The 18,390-nt window shown below is 69.0% G+C and carries 18 protein-coding genes and 1 tRNA gene; 12 read left to right on the top strand and 7 right to left on the bottom strand.

The features are described 5' to 3' along the window. The first annotated feature begins 7 nt into the window (after positions 1-7). The 3 genes from ACI3KS_RS13685 (at position 8) to ACI3KS_RS13675 (ending at position 3,855) form a co-directional block, all read left to right on the top strand. Positions 8-1,291, top strand: a complete 1,284-nt coding sequence (locus ACI3KS_RS13685; RefSeq protein WP_404919093.1) for a S8 family serine peptidase — start codon at positions 8-10, stop codon at positions 1,289-1,291. Between the two features lie 38 nt (positions 1,292-1,329). Beyond that, on the top strand, positions 1,330-2,751 hold the full coding sequence (locus ACI3KS_RS13680; RefSeq protein WP_404919092.1) for an NAD(P)/FAD-dependent oxidoreductase: 1,422 nt from the start codon (positions 1,330-1,332) through the stop codon (positions 2,749-2,751). A 279-nt stretch (positions 2,752-3,030) separates the two neighbouring features. Continuing rightward, a complete protein-coding gene (locus ACI3KS_RS13675; protein ID WP_404919091.1) occupies positions 3,031-3,855 on the top strand; it encodes a cation-transporting ATPase in 825 nt (274 codons plus the stop codon). Between the two features lie 4 nt (positions 3,856-3,859). On the opposite strand, the gene ACI3KS_RS13670 is transcribed toward ACI3KS_RS13675, so the two are convergent. Continuing rightward, a tRNA-Leu gene (locus ACI3KS_RS13670) sits at positions 3,860-3,933 on the bottom strand. A gap of 89 nt (positions 3,934-4,022) precedes the next feature. Between ACI3KS_RS13670 and ACI3KS_RS13665 the strand changes: the two genes are divergently transcribed. The 3 genes from ACI3KS_RS13665 to ACI3KS_RS13655 all read left to right on the top strand — a co-directional run bounded on the left by ACI3KS_RS13665 (position 4,023) and on the right by ACI3KS_RS13655 (position 7,212). Further along, positions 4,023-5,258, top strand: coding sequence for an alanine racemase (locus ACI3KS_RS13665; RefSeq protein WP_404919090.1), 1,236 nt, complete (start codon positions 4,023-4,025; stop codon positions 5,256-5,258). Continuing rightward, the gene (locus tag ACI3KS_RS13660) at positions 5,255-6,568 is read left to right on the top strand and encodes a D-arabinono-1,4-lactone oxidase (RefSeq protein WP_404919089.1); all 1,314 of its coding nucleotides are present in this window, start codon (positions 5,255-5,257) and stop codon (positions 6,566-6,568) included. Before ACI3KS_RS13665 ends, ACI3KS_RS13660 begins: the two co-directional genes overlap by 4 nt. Before the next feature lie 77 nt (positions 6,569-6,645). Beyond that, positions 6,646-7,212 carry a LemA family protein gene (locus ACI3KS_RS13655; RefSeq protein WP_404919088.1) on the top strand — a complete coding sequence of 189 codons (567 nt, stop codon included), beginning with the start codon at positions 6,646-6,648 and terminating at the stop codon, positions 7,210-7,212. Positions 7,213-7,233: 21 nt separating this feature from the next. On the opposite strand, the gene ACI3KS_RS13650 is transcribed toward ACI3KS_RS13655, so the two are convergent. Together ACI3KS_RS13650 and ACI3KS_RS13645 are read right to left on the bottom strand one after the other, a co-directional pair. Next, a complete protein-coding gene (locus tag ACI3KS_RS13650) occupies positions 7,234-7,713 on the bottom strand; it encodes a hypothetical protein (protein ID WP_404919087.1) in 480 nt (159 codons plus the stop codon). Further along, positions 7,710-8,972: a winged helix-turn-helix domain-containing protein gene (locus ACI3KS_RS13645; protein ID WP_404919086.1), complete on the bottom strand. Its 1,263-nt coding sequence runs from the start codon at positions 8,970-8,972 to the stop codon at positions 7,710-7,712. Before ACI3KS_RS13645 ends, ACI3KS_RS13650 begins: the two co-directional genes overlap by 4 nt. Positions 8,973-9,051: 79 nt before the next feature. On the opposite strand from ACI3KS_RS13645, the gene ACI3KS_RS13640 reads away from it, so the two are divergent. Both ACI3KS_RS13640 and ilvA read left to right on the top strand, forming a co-directional pair. Further along, positions 9,052-10,248, top strand: coding sequence for an AI-2E family transporter (locus ACI3KS_RS13640; RefSeq protein ID WP_404919085.1), 1,197 nt, complete (start codon positions 9,052-9,054; stop codon positions 10,246-10,248). Then, on the top strand, positions 10,245-11,474 hold the full coding sequence (ilvA, locus tag ACI3KS_RS13635; protein ID WP_404919084.1) for a threonine ammonia-lyase: 1,230 nt from the start codon (positions 10,245-10,247) through the stop codon (positions 11,472-11,474). Before ACI3KS_RS13640 ends, ilvA begins: the two co-directional genes overlap by 4 nt. Before the next feature lie 65 nt (positions 11,475-11,539). Here ilvA and greA read toward each other — a convergent pair whose 3' ends face one another. Together greA and ACI3KS_RS13625 are read right to left on the bottom strand one after the other, a co-directional pair. Next, entirely contained in the window at positions 11,540-12,028 is a 489-nt protein-coding gene (gene greA, locus ACI3KS_RS13630; RefSeq protein ID WP_404919083.1) for a transcription elongation factor GreA, read from the bottom strand. A 95-nt stretch (positions 12,029-12,123) separates the two neighbouring features. Next, positions 12,124-12,510 (bottom strand): DUF4307 domain-containing protein, encoded by a 387-nt coding sequence (locus tag ACI3KS_RS13625; RefSeq protein WP_404919082.1) that lies wholly within the window; start codon positions 12,508-12,510, stop codon positions 12,124-12,126. Between the two features lie 69 nt (positions 12,511-12,579). On the opposite strand from ACI3KS_RS13625, the gene ACI3KS_RS13620 reads away from it, so the two are divergent. Next, complete coding sequence (locus ACI3KS_RS13620; protein WP_404919081.1) at positions 12,580-12,870, top strand: hypothetical protein; 291 nt, start codon at positions 12,580-12,582, stop codon at positions 12,868-12,870. A 10-nt stretch (positions 12,871-12,880) separates the two neighbouring features. Here ACI3KS_RS13620 and ACI3KS_RS13615 read toward each other — a convergent pair whose 3' ends face one another. Continuing rightward, positions 12,881-13,609: a hemolysin III family protein gene (locus ACI3KS_RS13615; protein ID WP_404919080.1), complete on the bottom strand. Its 729-nt coding sequence runs from the start codon at positions 13,607-13,609 to the stop codon at positions 12,881-12,883. A 96-nt stretch (positions 13,610-13,705) separates the two neighbouring features. Between ACI3KS_RS13615 and ACI3KS_RS13610 the strand changes: the two genes are divergently transcribed. From ACI3KS_RS13610 to ACI3KS_RS13600, 3 genes are all read left to right on the top strand, one after another. Continuing rightward, entirely contained in the window at positions 13,706-14,485 is a 780-nt protein-coding gene (locus ACI3KS_RS13610) for an isoprenyl transferase (protein WP_404919129.1), read from the top strand. After that, positions 14,482-15,612: an aminotransferase class V-fold PLP-dependent enzyme gene (locus ACI3KS_RS13605; protein ID WP_404919079.1), complete on the top strand. Its 1,131-nt coding sequence runs from the start codon at positions 14,482-14,484 to the stop codon at positions 15,610-15,612. Before ACI3KS_RS13610 ends, ACI3KS_RS13605 begins: the two co-directional genes overlap by 4 nt. Before the next feature lie 159 nt (positions 15,613-15,771). Beyond that, positions 15,772-17,154: a PhoH family protein gene (locus ACI3KS_RS13600; protein ID WP_404919078.1), complete on the top strand. Its 1,383-nt coding sequence runs from the start codon at positions 15,772-15,774 to the stop codon at positions 17,152-17,154. Between the two features lie 180 nt (positions 17,155-17,334). On the opposite strand, the gene ACI3KS_RS13595 is transcribed toward ACI3KS_RS13600, so the two are convergent. Continuing rightward, the gene (locus tag ACI3KS_RS13595; protein ID WP_404919077.1) at positions 17,335-18,171 is read right to left on the bottom strand and encodes a DUF559 domain-containing protein; all 837 of its coding nucleotides are present in this window, start codon (positions 18,169-18,171) and stop codon (positions 17,335-17,337) included. Positions 18,172-18,390 lie beyond the last annotated feature (219 nt).

The raw sequence follows: 18,390 nt of genomic DNA, 5'->3' as shown, positions 1-18,390 counted from the left end.
CGGGCGGATGCTGCGCGGAACCGTCGCCCTGGCGATCGTCGCGGCATCCGTGCTGCTCACCGGCGCCACCGCGACGCCCACACCCGGGCCGGTGCCGGACGATCCTGCGGACCCGGTGCGGGCGGCGGAGTACTGGCTCGATGCCGCGAACATCCGTGAGGCGTGGAACACGACCCGCGGTGACGGCGTCCGCATCGCCGTGATCGACACGGGCGTCGGCCGCGTCGCCGGGACGCTCGATGACGCGGTGGTCGACGGCACCGACGTCTCGGGCAGCGGAACGGCGGACGGTCGGACTCCGCTCGGCGCCATCGACGGCAACCACGGTTCCTGGGTGGCGTCGCTCGCAGCGGGCCGTGGCGCAGCCGACGGCACCGGGATGGTCGGCGTGGCGCCTGAGGCGGACATCCTGTCGATCTCGGTCGGCTTCGGTGCTGCAGCATCCGTCCCGTTCGTCGAGCAGGTCGCGAACGGTATGAAGTGGGCGGTCGACCACGGGGCCGACGTCATCAACCTCTCCTTCACGACGAACACCCTGGAATGGGACCCGAGCTGGGACGAGGCGTTCCTCTACGCCTTCGATCACGATGTCGTCGTGGTCGTCGCCGCCGGCAATCGAGGCAGTGGCACCAGCATCATCGGTGCGCCGGCCACGATTCCCGGTGTGCTCACGGTCGGCGGCGTCGACCAGACCGGAAACGCGAGCCTGGAAGCGTCGACCCAGGGCATCACGATCGGCGTGTCCGCGCCCAGTGAGGGGCTGCTGGGAACATCCGCCGACGGAACCGTGATGCAGTGGGACGGCACCAGCGGAGCGGCTCCCATCGTGGCAGGCATCGCCGCACTCGTGCGCTCGGCCCATCCCGATCTGAGCGCGGCGAACGTCATCAACCGGATCATCAAGACCGCCGTGCCCGCCGCCGGAATGACCTCGGTCCCCGATCCGCTCTACGGCTACGGTCTGATCGACGCCGCCGCTGCGGTGACGGACGAGGTGCCGTCGACCGACAAGAACCCGATGGGTGATCTCGCGGAATGGGTCCGGCTGTACCGGCGCGCCGAGACCGTGCCGGTACCGGAACCGACCGTCGCCCCGGTGGAGGTTCCGCCGCTCCCGGATGCCGATGCGCCGACCGAAGCGGGTTCACCGCTGCTTCCCAGCGCTGATTCACTGCGCTACGGTACCCTCCCGCTGATCGCACTCACAGTCCCTGGTATCGTGGTAGCGCTTGGCGTCACCGCTGCTGCCCGGCGCATCCGATCGGCGCGCGCTCGCACGCCACATTCCTGACTCCGAGGAGTTGTCCCCCTGTGCCTCAGAACAGCACTGTGCCCAAGATTCTGATCGTCGGTGGAGGCTATGCAGGCTTCTACACGGCGTGGAAGCTCGAGAAGCACCTTCGCAAGGGCGAGGCCGACGTGACCATGGTCGACCCGCTGCCGTACATGACGTACCAGCCGTTCCTCCCCGAGGTCGCCGCCGGCTCGATCGAAGCCCGCCACTCGGTCGTCGCGCACCGTCGTCACCTCAAGCGCACGAACGTGATCACCGCCAAGATCACGGGCATCGACCACGCGAACAAGGTCGCCACGATCACGCCGCCGTCGGGCGACTCGTACGAGTTCGCGTACGACCAGATCGTCGTCACCGCTGGTGCCGTCTCGCGCACCTTCCCGATCCCGGGCATCGCCGACAACGCGATCGGGCTCAAGACGATCGAAGAGGCCGTCGCGATCCGCGACCGCCTGATGTCGAACTTCGACAAGGCGTCGACTCTGCCCGCGGGCCCCGAGCGCGACCGTCTGCTGACCGTCGTCGTCGTCGGTGGTGGCTTCGCCGGCATCGAGGTGTTCGCCGAGCTGCGCTCGCTGGCGTCGTCGCTCGTGGGCAAGTACCCGCAGCTGCGCTTCGAGGACACGCACTTCCACCTCATCGAGGCGATGGGTCGCATCATGCCTGAGGTATCGCTCCCCACGAGCGAGTGGGTGCTCAAGGATCTCGCGAAGCGCGGTGCGAACGTGCACCTCGACACGCAGCTCCAGAGCGCCGTCGATGGCATCGTCGAGCTCTCCACGGGCGAGTCGATCCCCACCGACCTGATCGTGTGGACCGCCGGTGTCATGGCGAATCCGACCGTCGTGCGCGGCGGCGACCTGCCCGTCGAGGAGCGTGGACGCATCCGCACCCGTGCCGACCTGCGCGTCGGCACCGCCGAGGAGTTCGTCGAAGGCGCCTGGGCCGCTGGTGACGTCTCGGCCGTCCCCGACCTCTCCGGCGGTGGTGTCGGCGGCATGTGCGTGCCGAACGCACAGCACGCCGTCCGTCAGGCGAAGCTGCTCGCGAAGAACCTCGTCGCCGTGCTGCGTGGCGAGACCCCGAAGGACTACGTCCACAAGAACCTCGGTGCCGTTGCCGGCCTCGGTCTCTACAACGGCGTCTTCCAGTCCGGCAAGATCGCCCTCAAGGGCTTCGTTGCCTGGGTCGCGCACCGTGGCTACCACGGTCTCGCGATGCCCACGTGGGAGCGCAAGTGGCGTGTGCTGTGGGGCTGGTGGAACAACCTGTGGCTGGGTCGCGACCTCGTGAACCTGCAGACCGTGCAGAACCCGCGCTACGTCTTCGAGGAGTTCGCCGCTCGTCCGCGTCCGGCGGCGGATGCTCCCGCTCCGGCCGTCACCGCGCCCGCCGAGCAGGCGAAGGCCGTCGAGAAGGATGCCGAGAAGAAGGCCGAGCCCGCAGCGGCCAAGTAAGCCCGTTCTCGTTCGAACGCCCCGATTCCGCACGGAGTCGGGGCGTTCGTCGTCTCGCTCCGAGCCGACTCATAGCGCGGTTCGATAGATTGCGAAGGGCAAGGGGAGTACTCCCGTCTGCGGTGAGGTCGTCATTACGGACATGTCGTCGTGTCCCGGCCCACCGGCCCCATCCGGGGTGGAGGAGACCAGGCGTCCGCACGTGTGGATCGCTGTGGCACCCTTCGCCCTTCCGGAACGGTGTCCGCGCTCCGCGCCCGAACCGAAGGCAGCACCATCATGGGCATTCTCGACCGTCTCCTCGGCCGCGCGAGCCACGCTCTCGACCTCGACGAGGGGAGGAAGGGCGACGGGCGCAGGAACGATGCGCGCATCAGCCCTGACCCCGCACCGGGACAGCCTCGCGCACAGCACTCGCCAACCGTCTCCGCACGCGACCCCTACTCGCCGCCGCCCGCACATGCTCCGAATGCTGGCGCTTCGCGCGCGGATCGTGGTGCGATCGCACGCTACGACTACCTTCTGCGAACCGGCGATCAGCGCCAGATCGAGCAGATGCACCGTGACGGCTTCTCCCGACTCGGCGCGGAGCAGCGTGGCCGGGTGCGCGATCGGATGAACGCGGAACTGCCTCCGACCGCGCGGCCCGCGTCAGCCTCGGCCGACGATCTCGCTCGTGCAGCGGGACGTGCGGAAGGTGCGCGGCCGGGACGCATGCGCGGGACACTCTCCCGGGTGCGTGGCGGGGGAATCGCAGGAACCGCCGCAGGCGTGCTCGGCGTCGTCGCCGCGGGTGCCGTGGGCAGCGCCGTCGCGGCGCCGCTCCTCGAACAGGCGGCGACGTTCGGAGTGGATTTCGACGCACTCGCGCAATCGGTCGACGTCGAGGCGATCGCCGCCGAGGGGATGGCCGCTGTGTCGGACGGGGTGACCGGAGCAGCGGACGGTCTCACCGGTCCCGCAGACGGCCTCATCGGTGAGGCGGACGACCTGATCGGAACGGCCGGTGACACGGTCTCGGGTCTCGGCGACGCCGTCGGTGAATGGGGGCAGAGGCTCGGAGATCTCGGCATCCCCGGCGTCCGGGATCTGTTCGGCCGTTGAGCGGTACCCCCGGTCGGACTCGAACCGACACTGCAGCGAGTTTAAGTCGCCTGCCTCTGCCAATTGGGCTACGGGGGCGTGCCTGAGCCAGCTTAGCCGTGGCCTCGGCCGAGCGACTCGGTGCCGCAACACCTGACCCCGAGTCCCTGGCGTCGTAGGGTGGGGGAGTGCTCGACCTCACCGTAGAACAGCGCCCGTCGACGGTCGTCCCCGCGTGGGAGGACCCCGCCCAGTGGTGGCCGCGCCTCTCCGCGGCGACCGCTCACCTCCCGGCGCCGGTCGCGGCGATCGATGTCGATGCGCTGCGTCACAACGCGATGGACCTCCTCGTGCGTGCCGGCGGGCTGCCGATCCGCGTCGCCTCGAAGTCGGTCCGTGTTCGGGGGATCCTGGATGCGGTGCTCGCCCTTCCCGGCTTCCGCGGCATCCTCGCCTTCACCCTGGCGGAGGCCCTCTGGCTCTCCGCGGACCACGACGACATCGTGCTCGGATATCCGACGGTGGATCGCGCCGGCCTCGCCCGCCTCGTCGCCGATGAGCAGGCCGCATCCCGTATCACGCTCATGGTCGACGACCCGGCGCAGCTCGACCTCATCGACAGCGTCGCCGCCCCCGGCGCCCGCCCGGTGATCCGGGTCGCGATCGACGTCGACGCGTCGTGGCGGTCGTCGCTGCTGGGCCACATCGGGGTGCGGCGCTCGCCGCTCTTCACCGCCGGCGAGGTGGCCGCGTTCGCACGCAAGGTCGTCGCGCGCCCCGGGTTCTCGCTGGTGGGCCTGCAGATGTACGACGCGCAGATCGCGGGTCAGGGCGATGCCGCGGGTGCGGATGCTCCGCTCATCCGCACCGTGCAGGCGCGGTCCCGGGCGGAACTCCGGATCCGCCGGGCCGAGATCGTCGAGGCGGTCTCCCAGGTCGTGCCGCTCGAGTTCCTCAACGGCGGCGGAACCGGATCGCTCGAGTTCACCGGGAGCGACGAATCGCTCACCGAGGCGAGTGCCGGCAGCGGGCTCTTGGGTGGCCACCTCTTCGACGGATACCGCTCGTTCCGCCCCGCACCGGCTGCGGCTTTCGCGTTCGATGTCGTCCGCCGCCCGGCGCCCGCCATCGCGACGGTTCTGGGCGGTGGATGGATCGCGTCCGGACCCGCCCTCGCCTCGCGCCAGCCGCGTCCGGTGTGGCCGCAGGGCCTTCACACGATGCCGAGGGAGGCCGCCGGCGAGGTGCAGACACCGTTGCAGGGACGGGCCGCGGCCGGCCTGGCGATCGGCGACCGGGTCTGGTTCCGGCATGCGAAGAGCGGCGAGGGCGCCGAACGGACGGACCGCTACCACCTGGTCTCGGGCGACGAGGTCATCGACGAACTGCCGACGTACCGCGGCGACGGGAAGGCGTTCCTGTGACGAGAATCGGCGGCACCTGGCAGAACTGGGGCCGATCGGCATCCGTGAAGCCGCTCAGGGTCGAACGGCCGCGCACACCGGAAGGTGTGCAGCGCGCAGTGATCGCGGCGCGCGCGCAGGGGCTCACCGTGAAGGCCGTGGGCGCCGGGCACAGCTTCACCGGGATCGCCGTCGCCCCCGGCGTGCTCCTCGAGCTCGACGATCTGCAGGGACTCGTGTCGGCCGACGCCGAGACCGGGCTTGTGACGCTGCTCGCAGGCACGAGGCTCCACCGTATTCCTGGGCTCCTGGCACCCTACGGCCTCGCGATGGAGAATCTCGGCGACATCGACCGGCAGTCGATCTCCGGCGCGATCTCGACCGGTACGCACGGCACGGGTGCGCGGTTCGGCGGCCTCGCGACCCAGGTCGTCGGGGTGACGATGATCACCGCCGCGGGCGAGTTCCTTCGTGTCGACGAGCACGAGAACGCCGAGCTCCTGCCCGCCGTCGCGCTCGGTCTCGGCGCACTCGGCATCATCGTCGAGGTCACGCTCCGGTGCGTTCCGGCGTTCGTGCTGCGCGCGATCGATGAACCCGCGCCGCTCGAGGATGTGCTGGCGACGCTGCACGATCGTGTCGCGGCATCCGACCATTTCGAGTTCTACTGGTTCCCGCACACCGAGGTGGCGCTCACGAAGCGGCAGACCCGCGTGCCCGAGTCCACACGCCGAGAGCCGCTGCCCGTGCTCGGCCGGTGGGTGGACGAGACTCTGCTGTCGAACGGCGTCTACCGGGCGGTGTGCGCCACCGGACGGATCGCGCCGGCCATCACCCCGCCGTTCAACCGGCTCGCGGTCCAGTTGACGGGCGATCGGCAGTACACCGATCGTTCGCATCGCGTGCTGACGCAGAGTCGCACCGTGCGCTTCCGGGAGATGGAGTACGCGCTGCCCGCCGAGAACGTCGTCCCCGCGTTCCGCGCCATCCGCGCGCTGATCGCGAAGCGCGGCTGGCGTATCGAGTTCCCGGTCGAGGTGCGCTTCGCGCAGGAGGACGACAGATGGCTGTCGACCGCGCACGGTCGCGCGAGCGCGTACATCGCGGTGCACCGCTACTGGCGTGTGGACCCGACCGAGTACTTCGCGGCTGTGGAACGGATCATGCTCGAACACGGTGGGCGCCCGCACTGGGGCAAGCTCCACACCCTCGGTACCGACGAGCTTCGCGAGCGGTATCCACGCTTCGACGACTTCCTCGCGGTGCGCGAGCGGCTCGATCCGGATCGACGCTTCACGAACCGCTACCTCGAGCGCGTGCTCGGCGTCTGAACGACGTCGGTCGCGTCCAGTCGACGTGCAGCGAGCGTCGATAGGATGGGACAAACACGAGGAAGGGTGGGCCTCTGATGGAATGGCTCGTGCCAGTGCTGATCGTCGTCGCTCTGGTTCTGATCGTCGGCATCTACCTGTGGGCGACGTACAACTCGCTGGTGCAGCTGAACGTACGGGTCGACGAGGCCTGGAGCGGCATCACGGTGCAGCTGAAGAGGCGAGCCGACCTCATCCCCAACCTGATCGAGACCGTCAAGGGCTACGCCTCCCATGAGAAGGCCGTGTTCGAGAACGTCACCCGGGCGCGCGCCGAGACCCTGTCTGCCGGCGGGCCCGGCGAGGCCGGGATCGCCGAGGGGCATCTGCAGCAGGCGCTGCGCAGCCTGTTCGCTGTGGCGGAGGCCTATCCGCAGCTGCAGGCGAGCACGAACTTCCTCCAGGTGCAGCACGCCCTTGTCGACACCGAGGACAAGGTCCAGGCGGCCCGGCGCTTCTACAACGGGGGCGTCCGCGAACTGAACACGAAGATCAAGGTCTTCCCGAACAACCTCTTTGCCAAGGGGCTGGGATTCACCGAGAGCGAGTTCTTCGAGGTCGCCGACAGCGGGGCCATCTCGGAGCCGCCGCGCGTCCAGTTCTGAGCGTCGCAGCGGAGCGATCGATCACCAGACCTCGACGGTCACGATGTCATCCACGACGATGATGTCGCCTCGCACTGCCCAGTCCTCGGTGCGGTAGGTCTCCCTCCGGCCAGATCCGTCCTGACTCGTGCCTGTCACCGTGGCGACGAGCACTCCGCCGGCAGCGGTGAACGAGTCGCCGTCGAGCACGAGCACCGGTAGCGCCTCCACTCGGAATCGCACATCCGTGACCGACGCGAACTCCGTGCCCCAGGGGATCCGGATGCCGCAACGCTCCGGAGCCCGATCACCGGAGCTCTCCGCACACGCCGTGAGATGCTCGTCGAGCGAGTCCTGTGCCTGTTCCTGCGGCGATGGCAGGGGAGTGGCGCTCGGCGTCGCTGTCGGCACGCCCGGCGTCGCCTCATCGTCCGGCACCGTGGACAGCCAGATCGCCGCAGCGACGGCGCCGAGGATCACCGCAGCGGCTCCGCTGGCGATCCATCGGCCACGCCTACTCACCCCACCGCCTCGCTGAGGTGCACGTGCCGGGCCACCGGAGTGTCGGTGATTCCCTTCAGCGCGTCGTGCAGGCGGTCGGCCGCCGTGCCCCAGCCGGAGACCGAGATGCTCTCGAGGCCCTGCCAGCGTGCGGCCAGCGCCAGCTCGACCGCTATTGCGTCGGAGTCGTCCTCGGGGAGGGCCGATGGCTCCCACCAGGCAGACTGCACCTGCAGGGTCGACGTCGCCCGATCGGCCTTGAGGTCCACTCGGGCGACGATCCGGTCTCCCACCAGCACCGGCAGCGAGTAGTAGCCGTAGCGGCGCTTATCCGCCGGCACGTAGATCTCGATGCGGTAGTCGAGCCCGAAGGCCCGCAGCGCCCGGTCGCGGAACCACACCACGGGATCGAAGGGGGTGAGGAGAGCCGCGGCGGTCACGCGGCGCGGCAGGACAGCATCACGGTGGCGCCATGCGGCCAGGGGGCGTCCCTGACGTTCCCAGCCGCGGACCTGCGTGGGCACGAGCTCGCCGGCATCCGTCAGTTCCTGCAGCGCCGTCGTCACTGCGGCTCGGTCACGGATGCGGTAGTAGTCGGCGAGGTCGGATGCCGTCGCGACACCGCTCGATCGTGCGGCCCGGCGCATCAAGTCCCGGATGGCATCGGGGATGGAGACCTCGTGCGCGAGCACGTCCGTGGGGATCACGTGCTCGGCGAGGGCATAGGTGCGCTCGAACCCGCGGCGGCCGCTGATCGCGACGTCGCCGGTGCGCCACAGGTGCTCGAGGGCGAGTTTCACATCGTCCCAGTCCCACCAGGTGCCGCGATCGCGCGGCTCATCCGCCCGGATGTCGGCCGGGCGCAGCGGTCCGCGGCTCCGGAGTTCGTCGGTGACCCAGGCGAGCGTGCGGGGGTTGCTCGCCGCCCAGGAACCAGGTGTGGCCAGACGCCGCTGGAAGTGCTCCCGTCGGAATCTCCACAGCGGCCAGTCCTCGACCGGCATGAAGGTCGCCTCGTGCGCGAGGTACTCGACGTAGTGGGTGGTGCGTGAGAGGAAGAGCCGATCGAGGAGCGCGGGATCGTAGGCGCCGAGGCGCGAGAACAGCGGCATGTAGTGCGATCGCGCGAAGACGTTCACCGAATCGATCTGGAGGATGCCGAGTCGCGCCATGACCGAGTGCACATGCCGTGCAGAGACCTTCGCGGGGCGGGCACGAGTGAATCCCTGCGCCGCCAGGGCGATGCGGCGGGCCTGAGCGGCGCTGATCGTGTCGGTCACCCCGCCAGCGTAACCGCGGGCGCCGACATCGCCTCAGGAGGCGCTCAGGCAGAGCCCGCCGGAGTCATAGACTTGGCAGATGAGCGAAGAGCAGCGTCCGCGGCTGAGGGATCTCTTCCGCCCGCGACCGATCATCACCGACCGCACTGTCACGACCGAGGCCGATGAGGCCGTCCCGATGGGCCTCCGCGTCACCGCGGGCTACGCCTGGCGGCTCCTGCTGATCGCCGCCGTCGTCGCCGGTTTCATCTGGATCGTGATCCAGCTGAAGCTCCTGGTGATCCCGCTCATGGTCGGTATCCTCGTCACCGCCCTCCTGTGGCCCGCCTTCGAATGGATGCTGCGGCACCGGTTCCCGCGCTGGGCGGCCGTGACGATCTCGCTGGCGGGGACCATCGCGATCGTCGGTGTGCTCCTCTGGCTCGTCATCTGGCAGGTGCGCGAACAGCTCGGCGACGTGCAGGACCGCAGCGCGCAGGCCGTCGAGGACTTCCGTCAGTTCCTCCTCACCGGTCCGCTGCATCTCAGCGACTCGCAGATCCAGGACTACATCGACCAGGGCCTGGAGATCATCAACGAGCAGACCCAGCTGCTGCTCAACGGTGCACTGGCCGTCGGCACCACCGCGGCCCATGTCGTCACCGGGGCCGTGCTCTCGCTCTTCATCCTCATCTGCCTCCTCGCCGACGGTGCGGGTATCTGGCGCTGGACGCTTCGTCTCTTCCCGCGCGCGGCACGCCCCGCGGCGGACGGCGCCGCGCGCAACGGCTGGCAGACCATCGTCAACTACGCGCGCACGCAGCTGCTCGTCGCCGCGATCGACGCGGTCGGCATCGGCGTGGGAGCAGCTCTCCTCGGCGTCCCGCTCGCGATCCCCGTCGCCGTGCTCGTGTTCCTCGGTTCGTTCATCCCGATCGTCGGTGCCGTCGTGACCGGCGCGCTCGCCGTGCTGCTCGCCCTCGTCTACAACGGCCCGTGGATCGCGCTCGCGATGCTCGCCGTGGTCCTCGGCGTCCAGCAGCTCGAGGGACACGTCCTGCAGCCGATCCTCATGGGCTCGGCCGTGAAGGTGCACCCGCTCGCGGTCGTTCTCGTCGTCGCCGGAGGCTCGATGATCGGCGGCATCCCCGGAGCCCTCTTCGCGGTCCCGCTGGCGGCCTTCGTGAACGTGGCCGCCGTCACCATCAGCACGGGGTCCTGGCGCACCGGCGACAGACCCGAGGCAGACCTTATCTGGAGTACGGTTCCGCGGGAGCGGAGAAGGAGAAGTCGATGAGCGAAGTCCCCAGCCTGGCCGAGTTCCAGCAGGCGGCCGAGAGTCTGGCTGAGGTGATCTCGCACACTCCGACGCTTCCGTCGCGTGCGCTGTCCGACATCCTCGGTGCCCCGGTGCTGCTGAAGATGGAGAACCTGCAGCGCACCGGGTCTTTCAAGATCAGGGGCGCCGCGTACCGGCTCTCGCGTCTGAGTGCCGAGGAGCGCTCTCGCGGCGTGGTGGCCGCCTCGGCCGGCAACCACGCCCAGGGCGTGGCCCTCGCCGCCCAGGCGCTGGGCATCCCGGCCACGATCTTCATGCCTCTGGGCGTGCCGGTCCCCAAGCTCCTGGCCACCCGTGGCTACGGCGCGGAGGTCGTGCTCGAGGGCGAGACCGTGGCGACCTCGCTGCGTCTCGCCGCGGAGTTCTCCGAACGGACCGGTGCCGTGCTGATCCCGCCGTTCGATCACCGCGATGTCGTCATCGGGCAGGGAACGCTCGGTCTGGAGCTGCTGCAGGATGCCCCCGATGTCGACACGATCCTCGTGGGCATCGGCGGAGGCGGCCTGATCGCCGGTGTCGCCGCCGCGGTCAAGGCGCGTGCGGCCGAGGTCGGACGCACCGTCCGGATCATCGGTGTGCAGGCCGAGAACGCCGCCGCGGTCCCGCCGTCGCTCGCCGCCGGTCATCCCGTCGACATCGTGACCCGGCCGACCATCGCCGACGGCATCCTCGTCGCCCGCCCCGGCTCCATCCCGTTCGAGATCATCAAAGACCTCGTCGACGAGGTCGTCACGGTCACCGACGACGACCTCGCCCGTGCCATCCTCATCCTCCTCGAGCAGGCCAAGGTCGTCGCCGAGCCCGCGGGCGCAGCGGGGGTCGCCGCGATCCTCGCCGGCAAGGTGAAGGACACGGGGACGACGATGGCCGTGCTGTCCGGCGGCAACATCGACCCGCTGCTGCTGCAGCGCGTCGTCTCGCACGGTCTCGCGGCATCCGGTCGGTATCTCACCATCCGCATCCCTCTGCCCGACCGCCCCGGTCAGCTCGCGCGGGTGTCGGAGCTCATCGCCGAGGCCGGTGCCAACGTCATCGAGGCGATGCACACGCGCCACGGCCATGGCTTGCAGATCAGCGAGGTGTTCCTCGAACTCAGCGTCGAGACCCGTGGCGCCGAGCACTCCGAGCACACGCTCGACACGCTGCGGCGCGCAGGCTTCGCGCCGATCGTCGTTCCGGACTGACCGGTGGATGCAGAGGAGGCCCTGTCCGAGAAACGAACAGGGCCTCTCTGCGTGAGAGCGGGCGTTCAGCCCGTGAAGGTCTCGACGTTGACGATCTCGACCGGGATCGAACGGCCGTTCGGAGCCTCGTAGGTGGACTTCTCGCCGACCTTGAGGCCGAGGATGGCCGTCCCCAGCGGGCTGGCCTCGCTGAAGACGTCGTAGTCACTGCCGACGGCGATCTCTCGACTGCCGAGCAGGAAGACCACCTCGTTGCCCGCGACGTTCGCGGTCACGACGGTCCCGGGCTCGACGATGCCGCGGCTCGCGGGGGCTTCGCCGACCTTGGCATTCTTGAGCAGGCCCTCCAGAGTGCGGATGCGCGCCTCCTGCTTGCCCTGCTCGTCCTTGGCGGCGTGGTATCCGCCGTTCTCCTTGAGGTCGCCCTCTTCGCGCGCGGCCTCGATGCGCTTGGCGATCTCTTCGCGACCCGTCGTGGACAGGTGCTCGAGCTCGGCGGCCAGCCGGTCGTACGCCTCCTGCGTGAGGAAGGGAACCTGAGCATCGATGGACATGACGAAGCTCCTTCTTTCGGATCCCCGACGTGTCACGCGGGGGATATGCCAAGACGCCCCGGCTCGTGCCGGGGCGTCGTCTGTCTGCGTCGAGTCTAGGCGACCCAGCAGGTGTTCACCAAACCTGTGGTGGCGTCCGCGACCGTGGGCACGCGGGTGGAGAGCGCCTGCGTGTGGCTGTCTCCGGCGGGGATGTCCACGAGCTTCCAGCCGACGACGCCGAACTCCACGTCGAGCGCCTCGACGATGCAGGTGACGTCCTTGCCCTGGACTCCGGTGACCTGGAAACGCACGTCGACGGAGTGCGAATCGACCAGGTCGAAGCCCAGATCGTCGACATCGACCGACTGCATCTCCCTCGACGCGATGGTCCACGCGAAGGCGCCGACCGCGATCACCGCGACGATGATGGCGATGATCCAGGGGGTCCGCCTCCGCCGGGTACGGCCATAGCGTTCGTCGAGCTCTTGTGCGGTCGTCACGGGGTGGGTCTTCCGGTCGTTAGGCTTGTATCCACCAGGTTATGCGACCTGGATATGAAAGGCCGACACATGCTCGCTCTGACCGAGACCCCGATGCCCACGCCCACGATGACCGTGGCCCCGGAGTCGGTCACCCCCGGATTCGTCGGATTCGCGTTCGTCGTCGTCATCCTCGTCGCGGTGATCCTGCTGATCGTCGACATGAACCGCCGCATCCGGCGGGTGCGCTACCGCGAAGAGGTGCGCGAAGAGCTGGACGCCGAAGAGGCTGCACGCGCTGCACAGCTGGCGACGGAGACGGATGCCGACATCGAGGCCGACCCGCAGGGCGAGGCGGACGGCGACGGCCGTACGAGCTGACACCCTGGTGTCAGGCCCCCAATGACGGGCTGAGCGGCTCGAGGGCGATGAGCAGGCACGCGGTCCAGTGGCACAGGAACGCGAGCACCGTGCACACGTGGAAGATCTCATGGAACCCGAAATGGCCGGGCCAGGGGTTCGGCCTCTTGAGGGCGTAGATCACCGCGCCCGCCGTGTAGAGCAACCCGCCGACGATCACGAGCACCATCATCGCGACGTTCGCGTCGAGCAGGTCGACGATGTACATCACTGCCGCCCATCCCAGCAGCAGATACAGCGCCACGTATAGCCAGCGCGGGGCTCCGATCCAGAAGACCCGGAACAGGATGCCGAGCAGCGCTCCGCTCCACACCAGGATGAGCAGCAGTGCGCCCTTCTGAGGCGGCAGCGCGAGCACCGCGAGGGGTGTGTAGGTCCCGGCGATCAGCAGCAGGATGTTCGCGTGATCGATGCGTTTGAGGACCATCTTCGTCTTCGGCCCCCAGTCGAAGCGGTGATAGACCGCGGAGTTGCCGAACAGGAGCAGCGACGTCGTCATGAACACCGCTGCGGCCCACTTCGCGGCGCCGCCCTGCGCGAACACCATGAGAACGATGCCCGCGGCGATGGCGACCGGGAACGTCCCCGCGTGGATCCATCCGCGCCAGGACGGTCTGAGCTCGACCTGCGCGTCCTCGGCGGCCGCCTCGAGGAGCGGGAGCTGGGGGAGGTCTGCCGACGAGTTCTCGGGGGTGCTCACACGCCCACTCTAGGCGGGCGCTCATTCCGGCGGCCGTACATATCCACAGCATCCGCACTGATCGCGCCGGGAACGGCACGGTAGCGTAGGGAGGTGATGTCACGGGAGAACCAGGGGCGAGGGCCGCTGTATCGGCTCTACACCAGTCGACTTCGACGCCACCTGAATCCTGCCACGATGCCACACCACGTCGCGATGATGATCGACGGCAACCGGCGGTGGGCCAGACAGCTGGGCTACACGAGCCCCGCGGAAGGCCATCGCGCGGGCGCCGCCAAGATGCGCGAGTTCCTCGGCTGGTGCGACGAGCTCAGCATCCGCGTCGTGTCCCTGTACCTGCTTTCCAGCGACAATCTGCGCAAGCGGGATTCGGCCGAGCTCGCCGACCTCATCGAGATCATCGCCGAACTCGCCGAAGCATTGTCGCAGGAGGGGAACTGGCGTGTGAAGCACGTCGGACGCAGCGAGCTGCTTCCCCCCGAACTGGCGCGCGTACTGGCGGATGCCGAGGAGCGGACCAAGGACCACACCGGCCTCCACGTCAACCTTGCGGTCGCGTATGGCGGTCGCAACGAGATCGTCGATGCCGTGCGCAGCATCCTCGTCTCGCACGAGGCCTCCGGTGGCACCATGGAGGATCTCGCCGCACACCTCACACCGGAGATGATCGGTGAGCACCTCTACACCGGAGGCCAGCCCGATCCCGATCTCGTCATCCGCACGAGCGGCGAGCAGCGCCTGAGCGACTTCCTGCTGTGGCAGAGCGCGCACAGCGAGTTCTACTTCGTGGAGGCACTCGGCCCCGACTTGCGTCAGGTCGATTTCCTACGCGCGATCCGCGACTTCGCGGATCGGGATCGGCGCTTCGGTCGATGAACGCATTCGACGACTACCAGGGCTCCTTCGACCTCGCGCCCGGCTATCTGGACTGGGCGGCGTTCGGGCCGTTGTCGCCGTCCGTCCGCGCACGGTCGGCCGCCGACGTCGATCTGCTCGCCGACGGCCGCGCGTCGTCTATCGCAAGAGTCGGCGAGTCGGTGGCGCAGTCGCAGCGGCTGATCGCCGAGCTGATCGGAGCGGATGTCGCGGACGTCACCCTGCAGCCGTCGTCGACGCACGCGCTGATGCACGCCCTGTTCGGCCTCAGCGGCACCGTGATCGCGGGCGTGGGGGAGTTCCCGAGCGTCAGCCTCACACTGCACCGCGCGGCGACCGCGTCGCGCGGTGATCTCGTACCGCGCTGGCTCGCCCCGGCCGACGGACGCATCACCACGGATGCCGTCGCGGACGCGCTCGACGAGGATGTGACCGCACTCGTGGTCAGCCACGTCGACTTCCGCACCGGCTATCGAGTCGACCTCGCCGGCCTGCGAGCGCTGATCGGCCCGCATCGACTTCTCATCGTCGACGCCGTTCAGTCCTTCGGGGTCGTCGACGACGACTACGCCGCGGCTGATGTCGTGGTCGGACACGCCTACAAGTGGATGCGGGCGGGGCGAGGAACCGCCTTCGCCCGGTTCGCGCCACGGGCACGCGAGCGAATCGTGCCGCTTCTCAGCGGCCGCACCGGCACGCCAGGCAACCGGCTCCCGGTCGACGAACTGCCCGCTGCGGCGGCATCCGCTCAGGCGTTCACCGTCAGCACGCCGGACACCTTCGCGCCCGGTCGCCTCGCGGCGGGTCTGCGCGATGTGCGCGACGCTGGTGTCGCGACGATCGAGTCCCGGCTCGCCGACAACGTCGATCGCGTTCTCGAGATCGTCGACCGGGCAGGGATCGCGGTCGTCTCATCGCGCGACCGCGCGCGTCGGGCGGGCATCGTCTCACTCGCACCCGAAGACCCTGCGGGGCTGTCCGCTGCGCTCGCCGATGCCGGCGTGGCCGTGACGACCCGCGGTGCGGCGATTCGGATCGCGCCGCACGCGGGAACGGATGCCGACACCCTGCAGCTCCTCGATGAGGCGCTCACCGCTTTCGGCAACGAGACGTTCATCAGCGCGTAACGAATGGCGGCGTGTCGAGCCGTCGTTAAGTCGACGGCTGGACGTACGGTCAAGGCATCGGGCAAGGAGCCCGGTCGGGTCGGCCTCAGGTTGACGACTCGTGACCCCCTGGTCGACTCGTTCGCAGAGCCGGGTATCACCCGGGTGTCGGGAGTGGTCGTGACCTCATCTACGCAGCAGACCCCCAGTGTCGCGCAGCAGCAGTCCACCCGTAAGACGACGCGATCCGCGTCCCCGTCAGGTCCTGACCAGGACCTCCGCACCTACGTGCTCGACACGTCGGTGCTGCTGAGCGACCCGCAGGCGTTCTTCCGCTTCGCGGAGCACTCCGTGGTCCTTCCCGTGGTCGTGATCAGCGAGCTCGAAGGCAAGCGCCACGACCCCGAGATCGGCTACTTCGCCCGACAGGCGCTGCGCCACCTCGACGATCTGCGCGTCGAGCACGGACGACTGGACTTCCCCGTCGAGGTCGGCGACGGCGGCACCCTGCGTGTCGAGCTCGCCAACACCGACATGTCGGTGTTGCCGGCCGGCATCCGTCTGAGCGACAACGACAGCCGCATCCTCTCCGTCGCGATGCATCTCGCCGCCGACGGTCAGGATGTGACGATCGTCTCGAAGGATCTGCCGATGCGGGTCAAAGCGGCGTCCCTCGGGCTGCGGGCGGAGGAGTACCTCGCCGAGCAGGCCGTCGACTCCGGGTGGACGGGCATCACCACGCTCGATCTCTCGGGCGACGAGATGAGCGACCTCTACGAGAGCGAGGTCGGCATCAGCGATCAGGCTCGGGGCCTGCCGGTCAACACCGGTCTGATCATCCACTCCGAGCGCGGTTCGGCGCTGGGGAGGGTGACCGGCGACGGCGAGTACCGTCTGGTGCGCGGCGACCGCGACATCTTCGGTATGCACGGCCGGTCGGCCGAGCAGCGCATCGCGATCGATCTGCTGAGCGACCCCGATGTCGGGATCGTCTCGTTGGGCGGTCGTGCGGGCACCGGCAAGTCGGCGCTCGCGTTGTGTGCGGGACTCGAAGCGGTGCTCGAGCGTCAGCAGCAGAAGAAGATCATCGTGTTCCGGCCGTTGTTCGCGGTGGGTGGGCAGGATCTCGGCTACCTCCCCGGCGACCGCGACGAGAAGATGGGGCCGTGGGGGCAGGCGGTGTTCGACACACTCGGGTCGGTCGTGTCGGGCAACGTCATGGAGGAGGTCGTCGAACGCGGCATCCTCGAGGTCCTTCCGCTCACGCACATTCGCGGACGTTCGTTGCACGACGCGTTCGTGATCGTCGACGAAGCGCAGTCGCTCGAGCGCAACGTGCTGCTGACGGTGCTGAGCCGGATGGGCCAGAACTCCCGGGTCATCCTCACGCACGACGTGGGCCAGCGCGACAACCTGCGCGTCGGGCGCCACGACGGCATCGCCTCGGTGATCGAGACGCTGAAGGGCCACGACCTGTTCGCGCACGTGACCCTGATGCGCTCGGAGCGCTCGGCGATCGCGGCGCTCGTGACCGAGCTGCTGGAGGGCGGCGAGCTCAGCTAAGCGCCTCGGTCTGCTCCTGCGGCCGCGACGCGCGTTCCACTTCGGGGGCCGACACGCCAGATTCAGGATGCCGGGGGTCGTCACGGCCGAGATGTGGCGTGTCGGCCCCCGGACTGGGGTGGCACGGGGCGTCACGGCGTTGCGGGCGCGGGTGAGGCCTAGTGCCGCGGGAGGCGTTGGTCAGGAGAGTTCGGCGAGGCGCGCGAGCGCCGCGAGGATGGCGGCCTGCACAGCGGGCCAGTCATGCACCACCTGTGCGTAGTCGAACCTGAGGGTCTCGTAGCCGAGAGCGGATGCTGCGGCGTCTCGCACCAGATCCTTGTGCCGTCTGCTCTGGCCATCATGGTTCTGGCGCCCATCGACCTCGATGATCAGGCGTCCGCCCACGACGAAGTCGGCTCGTCCGACCCCTGAGATCGTGACCTGGGTGGCGAGAACCAGCCCCAGCAGATGCAGGCGCAACCGCAGCAGTGATTCCAGACCGCTCTCTGCTGAAGCGTCGGCGAAGTCGACGAGCCATCGGGCGTAGGCGGGGAGCGCGGCGCGGATGCGAAGAAGCGCGGGTCGGGTGAGTCGGCCCAGGTGCAGCGCGGATTCCAGTGAAGCAAAGAACGATTCATCGCCCTCGCACTGGAAGAGGTGGACGAGCGCGGTCTCGACGTTCACGCACCCGAGCGGAACAGGCCCCCGGAAGTAGTGGCTGTGGCAGCGGCATCCCTCGTGTTCGTACGCTCGTCCGCGGCGCCCCACCCAGACGTGGGCCTGCCCTTCGTCGGCGAGCACCCAGATCCCGTGCGCCCGTAACGCACCGCTGCACGTGAGAGCTCCGCCGTGCGAGGCCGCGTGGCGGACCGTATCGGGCAGGTGGGGGGACGCGAACAGACCGGGGCGGATGCGGTCGATCCGACCGGCCCGTGCCGCCTTGCTGAGGGTCGGTCGGTCGATGCCGAAACCCTGCAACTGTGCGCCGTGAGCGATGCCACCGAGGCGCTCGAGGATGGTCTCAGGATCGAACATGCAGTTCAGCGTGGCCGACGCCATCCGAACGATGTCGTCCGTCCCAGCCGAAGCCCGGCATTTGTGCGAAACACCTGGACAACGCTTTTGTGGACGAGGCTTTCTCCGCACACCTTTGGGGGCCGACACGCCAGCTGTAGGACAGGCATACGTGTGGCGTCCGACTTCTGGCGTGTCGGCCCCCAAAGTGGTGCGGGAGGACGGCGGACGAGGAAGGCG

The sequence above is a fragment of the Microbacterium sp. ZW T5_45 genome (assembly GCF_044987415.1).
Lineage (GTDB): Bacteria > Actinomycetota > Actinomycetes > Actinomycetales > Microbacteriaceae > Microbacterium.
Note: the sequence above shows the minus strand (reverse complement) of the source record. Positions and strands in the feature narration are given on the sequence as shown.

Excerpts from the sequence above, each read along its gene's own strand:
- ACI3KS_RS13685 (WP_404919093.1), top strand. The coding sequence starts at position 8 with ATGCTGCGCGGAACCGTCGCCCTGGCGATCGTCGCGGCATCCGTGCTG.
- ACI3KS_RS13675 (WP_404919091.1), top strand. The coding sequence starts at position 3,031 with ATGGGCATTCTCGACCGTCTCCTCGGCCGCGCGAGCCACGCTCTCGAC.
- ACI3KS_RS13655 (WP_404919088.1), top strand. The coding sequence starts at position 6,646 with ATGGAATGGCTCGTGCCAGTGCTGATCGTCGTCGCTCTGGTTCTGATC.
- ACI3KS_RS13640 (WP_404919085.1), top strand. The coding sequence starts at position 9,052 with ATGAGCGAAGAGCAGCGTCCGCGGCTGAGGGATCTCTTCCGCCCGCGA.
- ilvA (WP_404919084.1), top strand. The coding sequence starts at position 10,245 with ATGAGCGAAGTCCCCAGCCTGGCCGAGTTCCAGCAGGCGGCCGAGAGT.
- greA (WP_404919083.1), bottom strand. The coding sequence starts at position 12,028 with ATGTCCATCGATGCTCAGGTTCCCTTCCTCACGCAGGAGGCGTACGAC.
- ACI3KS_RS13620 (WP_404919081.1), top strand. The coding sequence starts at position 12,580 with ATGCTCGCTCTGACCGAGACCCCGATGCCCACGCCCACGATGACCGTG.
- ACI3KS_RS13610 (WP_404919129.1), top strand. The coding sequence starts at position 13,706 with ATGTCACGGGAGAACCAGGGGCGAGGGCCGCTGTATCGGCTCTACACC.
- ACI3KS_RS13605 (WP_404919079.1), top strand. The coding sequence starts at position 14,482 with ATGAACGCATTCGACGACTACCAGGGCTCCTTCGACCTCGCGCCCGGC.
- ACI3KS_RS13595 (WP_404919077.1), bottom strand. The coding sequence starts at position 18,171 with ATGTTCGATCCTGAGACCATCCTCGAGCGCCTCGGTGGCATCGCTCAC.